At 59.5% G+C, this 17,717-nt stretch carries 18 protein-coding genes and 2 tRNA genes; 6 read left to right on the top strand and 14 right to left on the bottom strand.

Features of this window, described 5'->3' with window-relative positions; genetic code table 11:
* Positions 1-126: 126 nt before the first annotated feature.
* The 10 genes from AB5202_RS05095 to rpsF all read right to left on the bottom strand — a co-directional run bounded on the left by AB5202_RS05095 (position 127) and on the right by rpsF (position 9,956).
* Positions 127-1,092, bottom strand: coding sequence for a hypothetical protein (locus AB5202_RS05095; protein WP_368143664.1), 966 nt, complete (start codon positions 1,090-1,092; stop codon positions 127-129).
* Positions 1,093-1,111: 19 nt separating this feature from the next.
* Complete coding sequence (locus tag AB5202_RS05090; RefSeq protein WP_368143663.1) at positions 1,112-2,884, bottom strand: ABC transporter ATP-binding protein; 1,773 nt, start codon at positions 2,882-2,884, stop codon at positions 1,112-1,114.
* Positions 2,885-3,131: 247 nt separating this feature from the next.
* Complete coding sequence (locus tag AB5202_RS05085) at positions 3,132-3,827, bottom strand: NUDIX domain-containing protein (protein WP_195363837.1); 696 nt, start codon at positions 3,825-3,827, stop codon at positions 3,132-3,134.
* A gap of 21 nt (positions 3,828-3,848) precedes the next feature.
* Entirely contained in the window at positions 3,849-5,153 is a 1,305-nt protein-coding gene (gene purD / locus AB5202_RS05080; RefSeq protein WP_161160905.1) for a phosphoribosylamine--glycine ligase, read from the bottom strand.
* A gap of 118 nt (positions 5,154-5,271) precedes the next feature.
* The gene (locus tag AB5202_RS05075; RefSeq protein ID WP_161115595.1) at positions 5,272-6,558 is read right to left on the bottom strand and encodes an adenylosuccinate synthase; all 1,287 of its coding nucleotides are present in this window, start codon (positions 6,556-6,558) and stop codon (positions 5,272-5,274) included.
* A gap of 93 nt (positions 6,559-6,651) precedes the next feature.
* Complete coding sequence (gene dnaB / locus AB5202_RS05070; RefSeq protein WP_006235827.1) at positions 6,652-8,049, bottom strand: replicative DNA helicase; 1,398 nt, start codon at positions 8,047-8,049, stop codon at positions 6,652-6,654.
* A 218-nt stretch (positions 8,050-8,267) separates the two neighbouring features.
* Positions 8,268-8,807, bottom strand: coding sequence for a 50S ribosomal protein L9 (gene rplI / locus AB5202_RS05065; protein WP_368143662.1), 540 nt, complete (start codon positions 8,805-8,807; stop codon positions 8,268-8,270).
* 15 nt (positions 8,808-8,822) lie between these two features.
* Positions 8,823-9,089: a 30S ribosomal protein S18 gene (gene rpsR, locus AB5202_RS05060; protein WP_006235829.1), complete on the bottom strand. Its 267-nt coding sequence runs from the start codon at positions 9,087-9,089 to the stop codon at positions 8,823-8,825.
* 72 nt (positions 9,090-9,161) lie between these two features.
* Entirely contained in the window at positions 9,162-9,614 is a 453-nt protein-coding gene (locus AB5202_RS05055) for a single-stranded DNA-binding protein (protein WP_055310294.1), read from the bottom strand.
* Between the two features lie 48 nt (positions 9,615-9,662).
* Complete coding sequence (gene rpsF, locus AB5202_RS05050) at positions 9,663-9,956, bottom strand: 30S ribosomal protein S6 (RefSeq protein ID WP_006235831.1); 294 nt, start codon at positions 9,954-9,956, stop codon at positions 9,663-9,665.
* A gap of 494 nt (positions 9,957-10,450) precedes the next feature.
* Here rpsF and AB5202_RS05045 point away from each other — a divergent pair.
* The 6 genes from AB5202_RS05045 (at position 10,451) to AB5202_RS05020 (ending at position 14,076) form a co-directional block, all read left to right on the top strand.
* Positions 10,451-10,541 (top strand) — tRNA-Ser (locus AB5202_RS05045).
* A 48-nt stretch (positions 10,542-10,589) separates the two neighbouring features.
* Positions 10,590-10,680: transfer RNA gene (locus tag AB5202_RS05040), tRNA-Ser, on the top strand.
* Between the two features lie 244 nt (positions 10,681-10,924).
* Positions 10,925-11,314, top strand: coding sequence for a hypothetical protein (locus AB5202_RS05035; RefSeq protein ID WP_368143661.1), 390 nt, complete (start codon positions 10,925-10,927; stop codon positions 11,312-11,314).
* Positions 11,315-11,326: 12 nt separating this feature from the next.
* Entirely contained in the window at positions 11,327-11,932 is a 606-nt protein-coding gene (locus AB5202_RS05030; RefSeq protein ID WP_368143660.1) for a putative endonuclease domain-containing protein, read from the top strand.
* Positions 11,933-12,135: 203 nt separating this feature from the next.
* A complete protein-coding gene (locus tag AB5202_RS05025) occupies positions 12,136-12,825 on the top strand; it encodes a trimeric intracellular cation channel family protein (RefSeq protein WP_252204610.1) in 690 nt (229 codons plus the stop codon).
* A gap of 105 nt (positions 12,826-12,930) precedes the next feature.
* On the top strand, positions 12,931-14,076 hold the full coding sequence (locus tag AB5202_RS05020; RefSeq protein WP_368143658.1) for a DUF8173 domain-containing protein: 1,146 nt from the start codon (positions 12,931-12,933) through the stop codon (positions 14,074-14,076).
* Between the two features lie 129 nt (positions 14,077-14,205).
* On the opposite strand, the gene typA is transcribed toward AB5202_RS05020, so the two are convergent.
* The 4 genes from typA to AB5202_RS05000 form a co-directional block, all read right to left on the bottom strand.
* Complete coding sequence (typA, locus tag AB5202_RS05015) at positions 14,206-16,044, bottom strand: translational GTPase TypA (protein WP_368143656.1); 1,839 nt, start codon at positions 16,042-16,044, stop codon at positions 14,206-14,208.
* Between the two features lie 117 nt (positions 16,045-16,161).
* Entirely contained in the window at positions 16,162-16,611 is a 450-nt protein-coding gene (locus AB5202_RS05010) for a hypothetical protein (RefSeq protein WP_089572580.1), read from the bottom strand.
* 30 nt (positions 16,612-16,641) lie between these two features.
* Positions 16,642-16,998: a hypothetical protein gene (locus tag AB5202_RS05005; RefSeq protein WP_368143655.1), complete on the bottom strand. Its 357-nt coding sequence runs from the start codon at positions 16,996-16,998 to the stop codon at positions 16,642-16,644.
* 30 nt (positions 16,999-17,028) lie between these two features.
* On the bottom strand, positions 17,029-17,529 hold the full coding sequence (locus AB5202_RS05000; RefSeq protein ID WP_117769724.1) for a bifunctional nuclease family protein: 501 nt from the start codon (positions 17,527-17,529) through the stop codon (positions 17,029-17,031).
* Between the last annotated feature and the right edge of the window lie 188 nt (positions 17,530-17,717).

Raw genomic sequence — 17,717 nt, 5'->3', positions numbered from 1 at the left:
AATCCGACAAGAGGGCGACCATTGTGCAATCGCAAGAAGATGACGGGGCGGAATGTCAATCCTGGTCTAACAGAGCCTTAAAAAATCATCCCGCGAGGCTTGTGGCTCACGCGGGATGATGACGTCTTACTTTCTCTTGTCCTGCTCCAGCAAATCGGACGGTGAGCGATCGGGCTTGCCGCCGCGGAAAATCTCGCGGCCATGCAGACGATGCTCCAGGTCACGTTCGGCCTTTTCCTCGTCAATCTTGGTCTGGCTCACCACCGGGTCCTCAATCAACGACGACACCGAGTTCACCTGCTTCTGAATGCGCTCGGCGATGGTGTCATCCATACTCACGATGCGCATCTTCCAGTCGATACTCGTGGCGTTGGATGAGCTCTTGGTCCACACGAACGTCAAAATGGCGCTCTGGTGGCCGCGCGCGGGGAACATGCCAAAGAAGGAATCGTGCTGAATGTTGCTATCCTCGTCGATATAGGCGTGAACGTTATACACCACGCGGTCAATCTTATCGTTGAGCAGCGCGTTGGTCGCGAGCGCCGCGGCCTGAATCTGCCCGTTGGACAGCAGCTCGAGCTCGTTGGCAGACGATGTGTCCAACACCGTCACCTCGACCGTGCCCGTACGCTCATCGGCTTCATCGACGGTAAAGTCGAGCGGGAACTGCGTAAAGCCGTTGCCCCACTCGAGTCCACCCTTGAGTGCTGTAGAAACGGTATCGACCGAAACGCTCTCGGACAGGTTGGCGGTGTTCAGACGACGCATCACGCCGTAGCCAATCTGCATGCCCACGATCAGCACCAAAATACCGATGACCACGGCCATCGCGGTCTTCGTAATGGTATGGCTCACCTGCGAGCCCGAAGGATCGTCCTCGGACAGCGGGTCGATATGTTTTGCCTGGCTCGCGCGGTCCTCGCTGCGCAGCTGCGCTAGCGCCGCTTTGTCACCGCGCTTGGCCGCAGCCTCCTTCTCACGCATGCGCTCGGTTCGCTTTTTGGCAAGCGTGGGATCCAAGACACCGGATGCATCGATTTCGGAGAATAACTCCGTCACTTCTTCCGGAGTCAAAGGGTTCTTGTCAGCCATAAACTTCCTGTCATATCAATCAGTCGAGCTCGTGCGCACGCGCACCTTCGAACTGCATTCGATAGTAACGGGCATAGGTGCCGCCACGGGCGAGAAGCTCCTCGTGCGTGCCACGCTCCACAACGCGACCATGCTCAACGGTCGCAATCTCATCGGCATGCTTAATGGTCGAAAGACGATGGGCGATGATAATCGTGGTACGGCCGCGTGCCAGCTCTTCGAGCGACTCCTGCACCGCCTCCTCGCTCTCGTTATCCAAAGCACTCGTCGCCTCATCCAAAATAAGGATCTTGGGATTCTTGAGAAACACGCGCGCGATGGCAACGCGCTGCTTCTGTCCGCCCGAAAGACGGCTGCCGCGCTCGCCTACCACGGTGTCGTAGCCCTGCGGAAGCGATTCGATAAAGGTATCGATATTGGCGCGGCGGGCCGCCTCGGCGATCTCTTCTGCCGTAGCACCCGGCTTGCCGTAGGCGATGTTCTCGCCGATTGTTCCGTCAAACAGGTAGACATCCTGCTGCACCAGGCCGATGGCACGACGCAGGCTCTGCTGCGTCACATCGCGCACATCCTGGCCGTCGATGCTAATGGAGCCGGCAGCCACGTCATAAAAGCGCGGCAGCAGCGAACAGGTCGTGGACTTGCCGCCGCCCGAAGGGCCAACCAAAGCGATGGTCTGCCCGGGCTTGATGGACAGATCCATATGGTCGATAACGGGACGCTCGTCGGCATCGCCCTCGCCCAGCTCGACATCCTCGTAGTTAAAGCACACGTCGTGATACTCCACGGCGCCGGCGGTCACCTGCAGATCCGTGGCGCCCGGCTTGTCCTGGATATCCGGCGCGGTCGAGAGCACCTCGTCCATACGCTTAAAGCCGGCAATAGCCTTCTGATACGTTTCGGCCGAATTGACGAGTGTCTCGAGCGGCGTGCAGAACAGCGAAATGTAGAGAGCGAAGGTTGCCATATCGACCGCCTGCAGCTGACCCTGGGCAACGAGCCAACCACCCAGCAGCACCACGATCACATAGAGCACACCCGAGAGCAGGCCATACGTCGCGGTATAGACGCCCATGGCGTGATACATGTTCTCCTTGGACGAAAGGTAGCGATTGTTGGAGGCGCGGAACTTGAAGCGTTCGGTCTCCTCGTTGGCAAAGCTCTTGACTACGCGCATGCCCGCCAGCGAATCCTGCAGCTGCGCATTAATGCCGCTGATTTTTTTGCGGTTGTCGCTAAAGACCTCGCGCATGCGCATGTTCTGCCAAAACATGATGACCGCAAACGCCGCCGTCACCACGGCCATGGCAAGCGCCAGCACCGGGGCGATGGTAAAGAGGATCACAAACGAGCCGATAATCTCGATGCCGCAGATGATGATCCACTCGGGCACGTGGTGCGCCGCCTCGCAGATATCGAACAGGTCGTTGACCACGCGGCTCATCATGTCGCCCGAGCTGTTGCGGTCGAAGTACGCAAAGCTAAAGCGCTCATACTGGTCGAACAGGTCCTCGCGCATCTTGGACTCCATGCGCGCGCCCATCACGTGACCCCAATAGCTCACAAAGTAGCGGCAGGCGCAGCGGACGGCATACATCAGCACCAAGCCCACCGCGATCATGCCGAGCGCCTGCATAATGGCAGCCTGACCCTGAGTAAACAGTCCACCGGTCAAATTGCGCAGGATAATGGGGAACGCCAGGTCAATGGCGGCAAGCACCAGAGCACAAACAGTATCAGCAACAAAAAGCCCCATCTGGGGCTCGTAATACGAAAGAAACCTCTTAAACATGCAGTCCTCGAAGAAAAATAAATAGCGTGATAAATCCGGTTGAGCCGGTCGGGCTGAAAACAAAGCGTCCCAACAAACATAACGCCGATGTTCTAGCAACGTCAGCGAAAACGTCCCTAAGCGAGCAAGGTGCCTTGAAAGAGGAGCGACGCGTACTTCGGTACGCGAGCGACGATTGAAAGGCGGATTGCCGCTTAGGGGCGTTTGCAGCGTCGACTCGTTACGCGGTTTGGTAAAACCGCGTAAGCTAGAGCTCCGTGCCCCCAAGGCGGTGCGCGATGCTATCGCAGGCCAAGGCGCCCACGACGGTCTTGGCGTCTTCGATCTTGCCGTCGAGCACGGCGTCGATCAGCTCGTGCAGCGGCACCAGGTCCACGTTGACAAACTCGTCATCATCGGGGTTGGGCGCATCAAACTCGAGCTTGGTGGCCAAGTAGATGTGGATGATCTCATCGCAAAAACCGCAGGACGTGACAATCGACGTCAAAAAGCGAATACGACCAGCCCTAAAGCCCGTCTCCTCGTGCAGTTCGCGCTTGGCGCAATCGAGCGGGTCCTCGCCTGGATCGAGCTTGCCGGCGGGAATCTCGACCGTCACGCGGTCGATGGCGGTGCGGTACTGACGCACCAGTACGATCTTGCCGCTCTCGGTCAGTGCCACAACGGCCGCCGCACCCGGATGGCGAACGATATCGCGGGCGCTGCGGTGACCGTTGGGCAGCTCAACCTCAAGACGGTGGACGTCGAGGATCTTGCCCTTCCAGGCGCACTCCTCCGAAAGAATCTTCTCGTGCAGCTCGGCATCGTGCGGGTCGTCGTCGCCCAGCACCAGCGCCGGCTCGTCAGCGACCTCGCCACCAGGCTCGCCCTCGGCGTGCCCATACATGCGGCTGTCCTCTTCGACGATCTGCGCGTCCACGAGCTCTTCGTTCTTCTCGTCCATCCGTCTCATTCCTCTCGGATTTTAGGCATCCCAGGCGTCGCGGCCGCGCAGCGCGCGCAGGCCGATATCGTGACGCAGGGTCTTGCCCTCAAAATCAATCTTCTCGCAGGCCTCGTAGGCAAGGTTGCGAGCGTTCTCGAACGTGTCGCCCAGAGCGGTCACGGCAAGCACGCGGCCACCATTGGTCACGAGCTGGCCGTCCACCACGGCAGTGCCCGCGTGGTACACGGTCACGTTCTCCATGGCCTCGGCATCGGCGATACCGGTAATGACCTTGCCTTTCTCGTAGCTGCCGGGATAACCCGCACTCGTCAGGACAACGGCCACGGCCCACTCGTCACGCCAGTCGAGTTCAATCTGGTCGAGCTCGCAGTTGGCACAAGCCAACATGACCTCGACCAGGTCGTTCTTAAGGCGCGGCAGAACGACCTGCGTCTCGGGGTCGCCAAAGCGGGCATTGAACTCCAGCACCTTGGGGCCGGCAGGCGTGAGCATAAAGCCGCCGTACAGGCAGCCGCGGTAGTCGATACCCTCGGCAGCGAGCTCGGCCACGGTCTGCTCCATGACCTTCACCATGGTGGCGTGCTCCTCATCGGTCACGATGGGCACCGGGCTGTAGACGCCCATGCCACCGGTATTGGGGCCCTTGTCGCCCTCGAGCGCACGCTTGTGGTCCTGCGAGGTGGCCATGGGGCGCACGGTCTTGCCGTCGGTAAAGGCCAGCAGCGAGCACTCGGGACCAACGAGCATCTCCTCGATGACCACGGTATTGCCGGCATCGCCAAAGGTGCCGCCAAAGCACTCGCGCACGGCCTCCTCGGCCTGCTCAAGTTCGGTCGCCACGATAACGCCCTTGCCCGCGGCAAGGCCGTCGGCCTTCACGACCAGCGGGGCGCCCTGTTCGCGCACGTAGGCGAGAGCCGAAGCCTCGTCGGTAAACGAACCATAGGCTGCCGTCGGAATGCCCGCACGCTCCATGAGCTGCTTGGAGAACAGCTTGGAGCCCTCCATCTGGGCGCCCTCGGCACCCGGGCCAAAGCAGGGAATACCCGCCGCGCGCACGGCGTCGGCCACGCCCGCCACGAGCGGAGCCTCGGGGCCAATTACCACGAGTCCGCATCCGTGGCTCTGCGCAAACGCCGCCACGGCCGCAGGATCGCAGTCGTCGAGAACAACGTTCTCGCCGCAGCTCGCGGTGCCGCCGTTACCCGGCGCGATGTAAAGCTTGCCGGCGCGCGGTGATGCTGCGAGCTTAGCTGCCAAAGCATGCTCACGGCCGCCGCTGCCCAACAACAGGATGTCGATGGTTTGAGTGTCCGCCTTCAAGGGTGCCTCCTCTATGGATGAACGGCCCGCTCCGCGCGAGCCCTTTGCAAGCAAATATACCCCTCGGCCGCCCGTCCGGGCCGCAAAGGGGTATATCGCAATAACCAAATAGTCCCGATTACTTCCAGAATCGGTTGATGATCTGCTCGCGACCAGCGCCAACGCCAATGAACGTCACGCGGGTGTGTGCCAGATCCTCGATAAACGCCACGTAGTCCTGAGCCTCCTGCGGCAGCTCCTCAAAGCTGCGGCAGCCGGTGATATCGCACTTCCAGCCAGGAAGCTCCTCGTAGATGGGCTTGGCGTGCTCAAAGCGAACCTGATGCTCGGGCACGCTGGTATAGCGCTCACCATCGACGTCGTAGGCCACGCACACCTTGATGGTGTCGAAAGCCGAAAGCACGTCGAGCTTGGTCATGGCGATATCGGTGAGGCCGTTGACGCGCGAGGCGTAGTTGGCGATGGGGCCGTCGAACCAGCCGCAGCGACGACGGCGACCGGTGGTCACGCCGTACTCGTAGCCCTCCTCGGTCAGCGTGTGACCGGCCTCGGACTCATAGGAAAGCTCGGTGGGCATGGGGCCCGAACCGACGCGGGTGATATAGGCCTTCATGACGCCCAGTACGCGGTCGACGTTCTTCATACCGACGCCGGAGCCGGTGATGGCGCCGCCGGCGGTGCAGTTGGAAGACGTCACGTACGGATAGGTACCGTGGTCGATGTCGAGCAGCGTCGCCTGGGCGCCCTCAAACAGCAGGTCCTTGCCCTCGTCAATCATGTTGTTGAGCAGCAGACTCGTCTCGGTGATGTAGGGACGCAGGCGCTCGGCCATCGGCAGGTACTCGTCGCAAATCTGGTCCACGGTGTAGGTGGGCAGATTGTAGATGAGCTCGAGCTCGGGGTTCACGCGGGCGAGAGCGGTCTCCAGCTTGTCGCGGAACAGCGTCTCGTCCAGCATGTCCTGCATGCGCAGACCAATGCGGGCCATCTTGTCCTGATAGCACGGACCGATACCGCGCTTGGTGGTACCGATGTTCTTCTTGCCGAGCTTCTGCTCAAAGGCGCCATCCAGATCGATGTGGTACGGCATGATGACATGCGCGTTGCCGCTAATCTTGAGGTTCTTGGTGGTGATGCCGTCGGCCTCGAACATGTCGATCTCCTCAAGGACAACCTTGGGGTTGACGACGCAGCCGTTACCGATCACCGACACGTGGTCGGAATACATGATGCCGGAAGGCACCTGGTGCAGGCCGTACTTCTTGCCGTTGACGACGATGGTGTGACCGGCGTTGTTGCCGCCCGAGTAGCGCACGACGGCATCGAAGTCGCCGGCGACCAGGTCGCAAATCTTACCCTTGCCCTCATCGCCCCACTGGGCACCGACCAAAACGGTTGACGGCATGTTTACTCCTTACATTCATGGACTGTCTACGCGCCACGCCGGCACGCAGAAGCACAAAACATTCCCAGTATACCCGTGCAACGGGTGCCTGTCCTACTCCTCGGCATGTGCCCCATCAAGCTCATAGAACTTGGTGGATGCCGGCAGGAACATCAGGTCGACGTCGCCGATCGGGCCCGAACGGTTCTTGGCCACGACGATACGCGTAACGCCCTCGTCGGGTCGATCGTCGCGTGAGGCTTCGGCCTCGTCGGCGGAGCGGTCCAAGAACATAACGATATCGGCGTCCTGCTCGATAGAGCCCGATTCACGAAGGTCGGAAAGCTGCGGGCGCTTGCCGGTACGGGATTCGACCTGACGCGAGAGCTGCGACAGCGCGATGAGCGGGATCTTGAGCTCCTTGGCCATGATCTTCAGACCACGCGACATCTCCGAAACCTCGACGGTACGGCTCTCGGAGCGGCGTCCCGGCGGAGGACTCACCAGCTGCAGGTAGTCCAGGATGATGATTGCCTTCTCCTTGTTATGGAGCATACGGCGGCTCTTGGCGCGAATCTCGGTCACTGTGGTGCCGGGCGTATCGTCAATCAGAATATCCAGCTTGGACAAGGTCTGCGTGGCCTCGTTGATATTGGCCCACTGCTCGGGGCTAATGCGACCCATGCGGAAGTCACTGATTGAGATCATGGCATAGGCGCAAATCAGACGCTGGGCAATTTCCTTACCCGACATCTCCAGCGAGAAGAAGCCGACGGTATAACCAGCAGCGGCAGCGTTAAGTGCCAGGTTCAGGGCGAACGACGTCTTACCCACAGCAGGGCGGGCGCCGATGATGATGAGCTGACCCTCGCGAAAACCCATGAGCATGCGGTCGAGTGACGGGAAGCCGGTGGGCACGCCCGCCGCCTGACCACCGGCCTGGCACACTTCCTCGGCCTCGTTATAGGCCTCGACCATAAACTCGGTCAGTGTCTTGTAGCTCGACTTGACCTCGCGTGCCGTAACCTTGAGCAGTTTGCTCTCGGCCAGCTCCACGACCTCTTTGGTGTCGGTGGGGGCGTTATAGGCCAGCGCGTTAATCTCGTTGGTGGCGCCGATCAGCTCGCGCAGCATCGAGTCGCGACGGACGATGGCGGCATGGTGCTGCCAGTTCACGAGCGACAGGGTCTGACCCATCAACTCCAAAATGTACGCTTCGCCACCCACGGCATCGAGCTTGTTGATGCTTCGCAGGTAATCAATCAGCGAGATGGAGTCGATGGGAATGCGGCTGTTGTACATATCGACCATCGCGGTATAGATGGTCTTATGAATGGGCCGGTAGAAGTCATCGGGCTGCAGCTCGACCTGGGCCTCTTCGACCACCTCGGGCGATAGCAGCATAGCGGCCAGTACATTGGCCTCTGCATCTTGGTTTTGGGGGAGACCCAACTTTGAGCCGCGGTCCTCAACCGTCAGCCCGGTCTCCCTATCGTCATATGCCATGAGCATCCTCATTCATATCGCTTGCGAGCATCCATAGTATCAGCCACGGTCCCAAAACACGCCGCACGCGGCCAATCATCACCGAACCAAACGGATGAACGGTCCTGTACACAGGACTTCGACGCGACGTTCACTATGACACTCACTCAGCGCAAAAAACAAAAGGGCGCCCTGGTTTCCCAGAGCGCCCTTCTTAGAACAAGATTGTTGCGTTGCAGCAAATGCTACTCGGCAGCAACCTCAGTCTCGACCTCGGCGGTCTCGGCCTCGGCGACCTCAGCGGTCTCCTCAGCCTCAGCCTCGGCAGCGAGCTCCTCGGCGGTAACGCCAACGAGAACGACAACCTCGGCCTTGATCTCGCGGTACAGCGAGATAGCAACGGTGTGGGCACCGGCAACCTTGATGGGCTTACCGAGCTCGACGCGCTTGCGGTCGATGTCCATACCGAGCTGAGCCTTGATGGCGTCAGCGATCATAGCGGCGGTAACGGAGCCAAAGAGGATGCCCTCGTCGCCGACCTTGACGTCAACGGTGACCGTCTTGCCCTCGAAGGCAGCCTTGGTCTCGTTGGCGGTAGCCAGACGGACGGCCTCGCGCTTGGCGATGTTGTTGCGACGCTCGTCAAGCTGCTTGAGGTTGCCCTTGGTGGCGGCAACAGCGAGCTTCTTGGGGAACAGGAAGTTCTCAGCGTAACCCTGAGCGACCTCTACGACGTCACCCTCGCCGCCCTTGCCCTTGATCTCATCGAGAAGAATAACCTTCATGATGCGTCTCCCTTCTTAGCCGCGGTCGCGGTTGCCACGAGAGGAAACCACGGGGACGGTGTACGGCAGGAGAGCCATCTCGCGGGCGCGCTTGATGGCGTTGGCGATGTCATGCTGATGCTGCGTGCAAGCGCCAGTGACGCGACGGGGCTTGATCTTGCCACGGTCGGTCATGTACTTACGGAGAAGCTGAGTGTCCTTATAGTCGATGAACTCAGTGTTCTCCTTGCAGAACTGGCAGTACTTACGACGCGGCTGACGTGCAGAAAAATCATTAGCCATGTCAAAATACCTTTCGTTTGGCAACTTCGGCGAACCGAAGCCGCCTCTCACTCAAAAATAGGTGAACAGCCCTTAAAACGGGATGTCCTCATCGTAGACGTCGACCGCGGGCGGCGTAGCCACCGGTGCGGCAGGACGTGCTGCGGGCGCGGGGGCTGCGGGGGCGTAACCGCCCTGATCGTAGCCACCCTGGCCACCACGGGAGCTCATAAACTCGATCTCATCGACGATGACCTCAAGCTTGCTCCGGCGCTGGCCGTCGCGCTCCCAAGAGCTGTAGCGCAGCTTGCCCTCGATCGCGACCTTGTTTCCCTTTGCCAGGAAACGGCTCACGGCCTCGGCACGCGTGCCGAACATGGTGCAGTCGACAAAGTTGGGATAGTCCTCCCACTCGCCAGTCTGCGGGTTGCGGCGACGATCGTTCACGGCGACGCCAAAGGACAGAACCTGGGTTCCGCCGGCGGTGGCGCGCAGCTCGGGATCACGCGTGAGGTTACCGGTGATGTTCACTCGATTGATGCTCATAACTCACTACTTCCTCTTGGGGCACAAGCCCAGTCCAAAACGACAGTCTTACTCCTGGTCGTCGCGACGGACGATCATGTGGCGGACCACAGCGTCGGTGATGCGCAGGACGCGATCAAGCTCGGCGATCTGGGTAGGATCTGCGTGGAAGTTGATGAGGGTGTAGTCACCATCGGTGAGGTCGTTGATCTCGTAGGCGAGCTTGCGCTTGCCCCACTCGTCAACGGAGTCGACCTTGCCAGCGCCCTCAGCGATCGTGGTATCGATACGCTTCATAACAGCGAGACGAGTCTCGGGGTCGAGCGACGGGTCAACAAAGAACAGCAGTTCATAAGCCTTCATATTGTCACCTCCTCTGGGCAAATGTGGCTTCAGGTCGTGAAGGTGCGCCTGAAGCAGGAAAAGACTTGGTAATAATATCTTTCAACCTCCCAGGCTGCAAGAATATGCAGCTACAACCTCATGACCTCCACATATGTCCATACTCACACGGCACTTCATGCGTCTTCCAACCAAATGCTGACCAAATGCTTGACGAATCCGTGGACAAGATACGGCGCTGCGGGGACAAACCAAATCAAACCGCAGGTCAGCAATTGCAAGGCTGTGGTCGTGAAATGCATACCAGTGGTTCACAACACCGTTCAAAGATTTTTAAAATTGCTGCCACGTCGTTTATAAATACCCATTTTGAACAATTTGCCGCATGCAGCCATGCTGGTCCGAGCCCGTTTTTGGCCTCCTGAATCCCGTCACGAAGCCAAACGTTTCAAAAAATGCCAACTTTTCTGTTTGCACTTTGCGATTCCTCGTGTATACTGATTTTCGCATTTAACGGAGAGTTGTCCGAGTGGCCGAAGGAGCACGATTGGAAATCGTGTAGGCGTCAAAAGCGTCTCCAGGGTTCAAATCCCTGACTCTCCGCCAGTTAATTCCAAAGCAGGCCTTTGAGCCTGCTTTGTTTTTACCCCACGCGGAGGGGTGGCAGAGTGGTTGAATGCGGCGGTCTCGAAAACCGTTTGGCCTGTATAAGGTCACGAGGGTTCGAATCCCTCCTCCTCCGCCATTTTGCTTGAGAAAGCTCCCAACAATGGGAGCTTTTTTGTTATCGGATCCCCTCTCGGCCGCACATCCCAACCAAACATGTACATCACCCTCCAAAAACGACATTTTTCGACATCTTTGGAGGCTGATGTACATGTTTGCATATCGCACTCGGCGCACGATCGGCCGTTTTGCCGGCATTCGGTATATTTCCTCACTTCAACGGACATAAGGACTGCATATCGGCATAAAGCGAGAGGTCCCTAATGGATACTCCTGTTCTCATTACGCATAAAACCGCATGGCTCGTCCATCATGCGCCACAAGACCTGGTTCAAGCGGTCGCGCAACACGACTACCAGATAGGCGCAAGAGGCCTCTCCACCCAGCAACGCACCGCGCGCATCCGACAGGCTCTTACCGACTGCGGTATTCCCACTAGCATGCTTGAGACCATCGATATCTCCGTTGTATTTGCCTTCGAGCGAATCCGCGCCAACGGTGTAAATTGCCACGTTCTTGGCCAAAATCTACCCTACGACCATATTGACGAGCTGTCCCCTGGTATTTTTATCACCGACGAAGCCCTTACCTTCGTATTCGCTGCCGAGTGGATGGACAGAATCGAATACCTCGAATACGGCTACGAAGTTTGAGGTGACTATCGCATGGGGCTCAATCCCGATGACCCTTACACCGATCAACCAGCTACCGCTTCCAAGAACGAAATTGTCGATCTGCTCGATCGGCACCCCGGCAAACCCGGTGCCACACGCGCCCGACTCGCGCTCAGGCATATCTACGACCACTCAGCCTCACCCATGGAGACCGCATCCGCTATCGCCCTTTCACTCCCGACGAGCGAAGGCGGCGTTGACATCCGAGGTGTCGAACTCAACAAGCCGCTCGAAATCCCTAAACGACTTTGGCATTGCGCCAAAGCTCGAACGCTCAAAATCGACGCTCTTGTTACCTATAAGCGCAGAGAGCTCGGCATCGAATATAAGGGCGGCTTTCACGACGAGGCCGAACGCAAGGGAGCAGATGCGGAGCGAGAGGCCGTACTCGCCCAAATGGGCTATCGCATCGTCACGCTCACCTCAACGCAATTTGCCAGCCAACTCGCTTTCCACCGTGCCATGAACAATATCCGCGAAGCACTCGGCATGCCTCGTTGCGTAGATGCCGAGTATCAGCGAAAGCAAAACGAACTGCGCAAGGCACTTATCCGCAACTGGAGGAGCGCGCAGGACGAAGACGCGCCCTCCAAGTAGCGTCATCCCGGCGCACCACACCAAAACATGTACGTCACCCTCCAAAAACGACATTTTTTGACATCTTTGGAGTGTGATGTGCACGTTTTGAACCTATGACCGCACCTAGTCCCGACCGTTTGCCGAGCGGTAGGGTCGCAATCGGCGCCGAACATGTACTATGTACGGGCATTGTCCAAACCCGTAACTCAAAGGAACCCATCTTGCCCGTCGTCGCCGCTATAACCGTTACCCCACATGCCTCGGATGCCATGGTCGCTATTCCCTTTTGGCTCGAGATGTTCGCCGTTGTCGCTGCATCGATCTCGGGCGTGCTGGTCGCGCGCGAGCACAAGCTTGACCTGGTGGGCGCGGTCGCACTCGCCGTGGTCTGCGGTCTGGGCGGCGGTCTTTTGCGCGATATGACACTCCAGGTCGGCAACGTCTACATCCTCAACCAGCCGATGGCACTCCCGCTTTCCATTGCCACGGCGGCCATCATCTACATCTTCCCGGCAATCGTCGATAAACCCGAGAAACTCATCCCATTGCTCGATATCATCTCGGTCGGCATCTACGCCGCCACTGGGGCGGACAAAGCACTGGTTTATGGCTTTGCGCCGGCCGTATGCATCATGATGGGCTTTTTCACCGCGGTGGGTGGCGGCATGCTGCGCGACGGCTTTATGGGTGTGGTGCCGGGCATTTTCCAGCGCACCAATTTCTACGCCATCGCCGCCATCGCCGGCTCGGCAAGCTATGTGTGTCTCGTTATGAGCGGCATCATGAGCAATGTCGCCGCACTGGTCGTATGTGTCGCGGTGACCATGGGTCTGCGCTGGCTCTCGCTGCGCTTTGACATCAAAAGCCCCACCGAAGAAGACATCGCGCGCTTCTTGCATCGCAAAAAATAGCTAGCGCGGACTCGTCCCCGAAATGCAACTGAGAGGTTCTTTTAGAGCGCCCGCGCGATGGGTACCCTGTTAGATACATGTCGAGTATCTAACGAAGGATTCACTATGCCTTGCAACCTAAAACCGTCGTCCCGATGCCGTAAAACGCGTGGCCGCATCGCCCTCCTATTCGCACTGATTTCACTTGCGCTGACCGCGCTTCCCACGACGTCGTTCGCCGGTACAGACACCGCGGGCAACGTGCTCGCAACCGAGGTTGACTCAAATCCGTCCGGCGTCGAGGGCGACCTGTACTGGGCCGGCCAAAGCCTTAACCTAGACGACGCTTCCATCGGCCGCGATATTATCGCGGCGGGCGAGAGCCTGTCGATTCGCGACTGCACTGTAGGCGGCGCCATTCGCCTGGCGGCGCGCACCATCGATATCTCAAAAACCGCAATTGATGGAAGCGTAACGGTAGCTGGCCAGCACGTTGTGCTCAACACTGGTAGCACCGCTAACTGTTTTTACGCGATGGGCGAGACGGTTGCCCTACGAGGCTCCACCAAGTCGGCAGCACTTGCAGGCGATACGGTGACCATCGATGGCACCGTCGAGGGCGATGTCGAGGTTTGGGCCGATAAGCTCGTCTTGGGCAAGAATGCCCGCATTACCGGCACCGTGAACGCGCATGTCTCTGAGGACCCCGAGCGCGCCGCCGGAGCCGAGGTCGGCGCGCTCAAGATCGACCGCACCGAGAACGAAGATACTTCCACCCTTAACGATATCGTCGGCGGCATCGTGGCCGCAGCCCTGTCGACCTGCTTTGTCGCCCTGCTGCTCGAGCTCGCCTTTCCGCGTGCGACTGCCAGTGCCGCCGGCATGCTCCACCAGCGCCCCACGCCACTGTGGGTGAGCGGTCTTTTGGGCACGATCGCTGTCGTCCCCGCCGTCCTGCTGCTGATTATCTCTATCGCTGGCCTGTCGCTTGCCGGAACCCTCTTGTGCGGCGTTATCGGCATCGCGTTGGTGTCGAGTGCCTTTGCGGGATGCGCAATCGCCCGCATGGTCGGACACAACCAGAACCGCTACGCCATGGCAGCCGTCGGCGGTGTGGCCGCAGGCGCCCTCACGGGACTTCCCCTCATCGGCGACTTCATCAGCGGCGTGGCCTTTGTCTTTATGCTCGGCTACGTTATCCAAATCATCTGGCGCAACGCCCGCCTCAAGCCCCAACAAGCCTCCAACACGCCAGGACTCCCCACCGCCTAGCCGCCAACCACCACAAAGGGGACGGGCACCTTTGTAGTGGTGCAGACCAACTCAACCCCTGTGTACCAAAAAGGGCGCCGACCATTGCGGTCGACGCCCTTTCTTATTGGCGGTTATAAGCCCCAGCGATTATTTGTTGACCTGGCCGGCGCGGACGGCAGCCTTCTTGCGGTCGGTGGCGTTGAGCAGACGCTTGCGCAGGCGGATGTTCTTGGGAGTGATCTCCACCAGCTCGTCGTCGGCGATGTACTCCAGCGCCTCCTCCAGCGAGAAGGTGCGAGGCGGCACCAGCTGGACGGAGATGTCGGAGGTCGAGGAACGCTGGTTGCCCAGGTTCTTGGTACGGGCGATGTTGACGACCATGTCGCCGGCCTTGCTGCGCTCGCCCACGATCATGCCCTCGTAGCACTCGGTACCCGGCTCGACAAACAGCTGGCCGCGCTCCTGCAGCGTACCCAGGGCGTAGGCAACGGCCTTCTCGGTGGTCATGGAGATCATGGCGCCGTTCTGGCGGTTGCCGATCTCGCCGGCGTAGGGGCCGTACTCCAGGAAGGTGTGGTAGAACACGCCCTCGCCGTGGGTGACGTTCATAATGCGGTTCTTAAGACCCATGATGCCGCGGGTCGGGATCTTAAACTCAAGGTGCGTCACGATGCCCGAGGTGTCCATGCTCGTCATGATGCCGCCGGAGGTGCCGAAGACCTCAACGACCTTGCCCGAGTACTCGTCCGGGCACTCGACGACGGCCTGCTCGACAGGCTCCAGCTTGTTACCGTTCTCGTCCTTCTTAAACAGAACGCGGGGACGGCCGACCTGGAACTCAAAGCCCTCGCGGCGCATGGACTCCATCAGGACGGACAGGTGCAGAATGCCGCGGCCAGAGACCTCGACGCCGCTCTTGTCCTCGAGCTCCTCGATCTTCATGGTCACGTTGTTCTCGGCCTCGTTGAACAGGCGTTCCTTAAGCTGACGGGCACCCACGATGTCGCCGTCACGGCCGACGAGCGGGGAGGTCGAAGCCTCAAAGACGATGGACAGGGTCGGCGGGTCGATCTCGATGGGCTCGAGCTCGACGGGGTTCTCGATATCGGTGTAGACATCGCCGATATCGGTGCGGTCAATACCCACGACGGCGGCGATATCGCCGGCGCCGACTTCCTGGCACTCGGTGCGGCCCAGGTAGTCGAAGGTAAAGAGCTGCTTGACGGTAGCGGTGGCGCTGGAGCCGTCGTTCTTCACGACCAGAATCTGATCGCCCTGGTGAATGGCGCCGGAGTACACGCGACCGATACCGATGCGGCCAACGAAGTTGGAGTGGTCGATGGTCACGCACTGCATGGCCAGCGGGGCATTCTCGTCAACCTCGGGCGCGGGCATGTCGTCGATGATCATATCGAGCAGCGGATACATGTCCATGTTGCCGTCCTCGGGATCGAGGCGGGCAAAGCCATTCATGGCGCTGGCGTAGACCACGTGCTCCATGGCGAACTCAAGCTGGTCGTCGGTGGCGCCCAGGTCGGCCATAAGGTCCAGGCAGTCGTTGTAGGCCTTCTCGGGGTTGGCGCCCGGACGGTCGATCTTGTTGATGACGATCATGATCTTGAGGCCGGTGTCGATAGCGTGACGCAGCACGAAGCGGGTCTGGGGCATGGGGCCCTCAAAGGCATCGACCAGCAGCAGGGCGCCGTCGGCCATACGCAGCACGCGCTCGACCTCGCCACCAAAGTCGGCGTGGCCCGGGGTGTCGATGACGTTGATCTTGACGTCCTTGTATTCGATAGAGATGTTCTTGGCGAGAATCGTGATGCCGCGCTCGCGCTCCTGGTCGTTAGAGTCCAGGACGCGGTCCTCGACCTGCTGGTTGGCACGGAAGGCGTCCGTGGCACGCAGGAGCTTATCAACCATCGTCGTCTTGCCGTGGTCGACGTGGGCGATGATGGCGATGTTCCTCAGATTGTCTACGCGCATGTAGTTCCCCTATCTTCTATCCATATACAAACGGCACGCGTATGCGACCCACCCAGCAATGCAACGCTCGGCGGGAATATTGAGCCTTTTACCGAAAACTCGTTTATTTTAGCGATTTTAGATGAGAGGGGTTTCCTCACCTGCAGGTTCAGGGTCGCTCCACATAAAACCATCGCCGGCGCCCATGCCCTCATACAGCACATATGCCGAAAAGCCGCTCTCGAGCGTCGTCTCAAAGAAGCTCACGAGCAGAGCGTCGTGATAGCCACCGTCAATCTCAACACAGCCGGTGTAGCCGATGGCATAGCGGGCGATGCGGCCCAGGCCCTCGTCCTTAAGGCCCATCTTGTGCTCGGAGATAAAGTTGGTGGCAGCCTCCAGGCATGCCTCCTCGCCATCCTCGTCGAGCGCGGCCAGATAGCGGTTGGAAGCAGCGTCCTCGATCGCCACAACTACGCCCGGATTCTCGCCGGCGGCAAGGTCGTCCAAGAACGCACCAATCAGGTCACACACCATGGCGTCGAGCTCGGCGGAGACGTTACCGGCGTCCTGCATATCCTGTGCCATCTCTAGACCTTCCCATCGAATCCGGCGTCGTTACAGTTCTTGTGCCTCGGCAGCGATCTTGGCGGCAGCGTCGCGGGCGCGCGTCATATCCATCGCGCGCTTGTCGAGCACCTTGATCTGGTTGGTCAGCATTACCGCATCGACCACACCCCAGATTACCAAGCCTGTTGAAATCGAAAACCCAAGCGCACCAACTGTACCACGAAGACGAGAACAGATTACCGCGACAAGGGCGGAGATGATAACCATCTTGATATAGGAGCCGCGGCGCTCGCGAAGCGTGCGGGCCTGCGTCACATAGGCGATGCGAGCCGCCTCGGATGCCTCCGAGCGCATCTGGGCTTCACGCGCGATGGCGGCCGCTTCAGCCGATACGCGGCTACCCATCAGCGACCTCTCCGCTCGCGTGCCAGACATTTAGAAATCATCAGGGGAGAGCGTATGGACGAACTCGTCGAACTTCTCGAACTCCTGCTCGTCGTCAACTTCCTCGGCATGGGCAGAAACGGTACCCAGGCGATTCATGATGTCGTCCTCCACAAACATGGGGGCATTACTGCGCACGGCAAGGGCAATGGCGTCACTGGGGCGGGCGTCAATCTTGCGCTCGTCACCATCGACCAGCACGACAATCGTCGCATAGAACACCGGCGGCTCGGCACGAACGATCTCGATGCGCTCGAGCTTGGCGCCCAGGGCATCGACGGTGTCAAGCAGCAGGTCATGCGTAATCGGGCGCTCGGCGCGACCGCTATCGATGCCACGGCTAATGGCCGCGGCCTCAAACGAGCCGGTCTGAATGGAAAGCGAACGCAGGGGTGCCGTCGAATCCGACTTGCCGCAGCGCTCGCGAAGCACGATAAGCGATGGCACGGGACCGGCGGCCATGACGATGGTCTCTATGTCGACACGAACCATGGAACACCTCCGGTACGTAGCGGTTAACACACGGCAGGGCCGCCGCATTGAATAGCTATACTACCCGATCTTTCGCCCAGCACACAAAATCAAAGTAGTTAATTTGGGACGGGGCTATTTTGACTACTTTTGTTTGATAAGAAAAAAGCCCCGAGGCAACGCCCCAGGGCTCTTAACGTTTTGATGGT

The sequence above is a fragment of the Collinsella aerofaciens genome (assembly GCF_040915545.1).
GTDB lineage: Bacteria > Actinomycetota > Coriobacteriia > Coriobacteriales > Coriobacteriaceae > Collinsella > Collinsella aerofaciens_BE.
Note: the sequence above shows the minus strand (reverse complement) of the source record. Positions and strands in the feature narration are given on the sequence as shown.

Excerpts from the sequence above, each read along its gene's own strand:
- AB5202_RS05085 (WP_195363837.1), bottom strand. The coding sequence starts at position 3,827 with ATGGACGAGAAGAACGAAGAGCTCGTGGACGCGCAGATCGTCGAAGAG.
- rpsF (WP_006235831.1), bottom strand. The coding sequence starts at position 9,956 with ATGAAGGCTTATGAACTGCTGTTCTTTGTTGACCCGTCGCTCGACCCC.
- typA (WP_368143656.1), bottom strand. The coding sequence starts at position 16,044 with ATGCGCGTAGACAATCTGAGGAACATCGCCATCATCGCCCACGTCGAC.
- AB5202_RS05030 (WP_368143660.1), top strand. The coding sequence starts at position 11,327 with ATGGGGCTCAATCCCGATGACCCTTACACCGATCAACCAGCTACCGCT.
- AB5202_RS05075 (WP_161115595.1), bottom strand. The coding sequence starts at position 6,558 with ATGCCGTCAACCGTTTTGGTCGGTGCCCAGTGGGGCGATGAGGGCAAG.
- dnaB (WP_006235827.1), bottom strand. The coding sequence starts at position 8,049 with ATGCTCATGGCATATGACGATAGGGAGACCGGGCTGACGGTTGAGGAC.
- AB5202_RS05020 (WP_368143658.1), top strand. The coding sequence starts at position 12,931 with ATGCCTTGCAACCTAAAACCGTCGTCCCGATGCCGTAAAACGCGTGGC.
- AB5202_RS05000 (WP_117769724.1), bottom strand. The coding sequence starts at position 17,529 with ATGGTTCGTGTCGACATAGAGACCATCGTCATGGCCGCCGGTCCCGTG.
- AB5202_RS05090 (WP_368143663.1), bottom strand. The coding sequence starts at position 2,884 with ATGTTTAAGAGGTTTCTTTCGTATTACGAGCCCCAGATGGGGCTTTTT.
- AB5202_RS05055 (WP_055310294.1), bottom strand. The coding sequence starts at position 9,614 with ATGAGCATCAATCGAGTGAACATCACCGGTAACCTCACGCGTGATCCC.
- rplI (WP_368143662.1), bottom strand. The coding sequence starts at position 8,807 with ATGAAGGTTATTCTTCTCGATGAGATCAAGGGCAAGGGCGGCGAGGGT.
- rpsR (WP_006235829.1), bottom strand. The coding sequence starts at position 9,089 with ATGGCTAATGATTTTTCTGCACGTCAGCCGCGTCGTAAGTACTGCCAG.
- AB5202_RS05010 (WP_089572580.1), bottom strand. The coding sequence starts at position 16,611 with ATGGCACAGGATATGCAGGACGCCGGTAACGTCTCCGCCGAGCTCGAC.
- AB5202_RS05035 (WP_368143661.1), top strand. The coding sequence starts at position 10,925 with ATGGATACTCCTGTTCTCATTACGCATAAAACCGCATGGCTCGTCCAT.
- AB5202_RS05095 (WP_368143664.1), bottom strand. The coding sequence starts at position 1,092 with ATGGCTGACAAGAACCCTTTGACTCCGGAAGAAGTGACGGAGTTATTC.
- AB5202_RS05005 (WP_368143655.1), bottom strand. The coding sequence starts at position 16,998 with ATGGGTAGCCGCGTATCGGCTGAAGCGGCCGCCATCGCGCGTGAAGCC.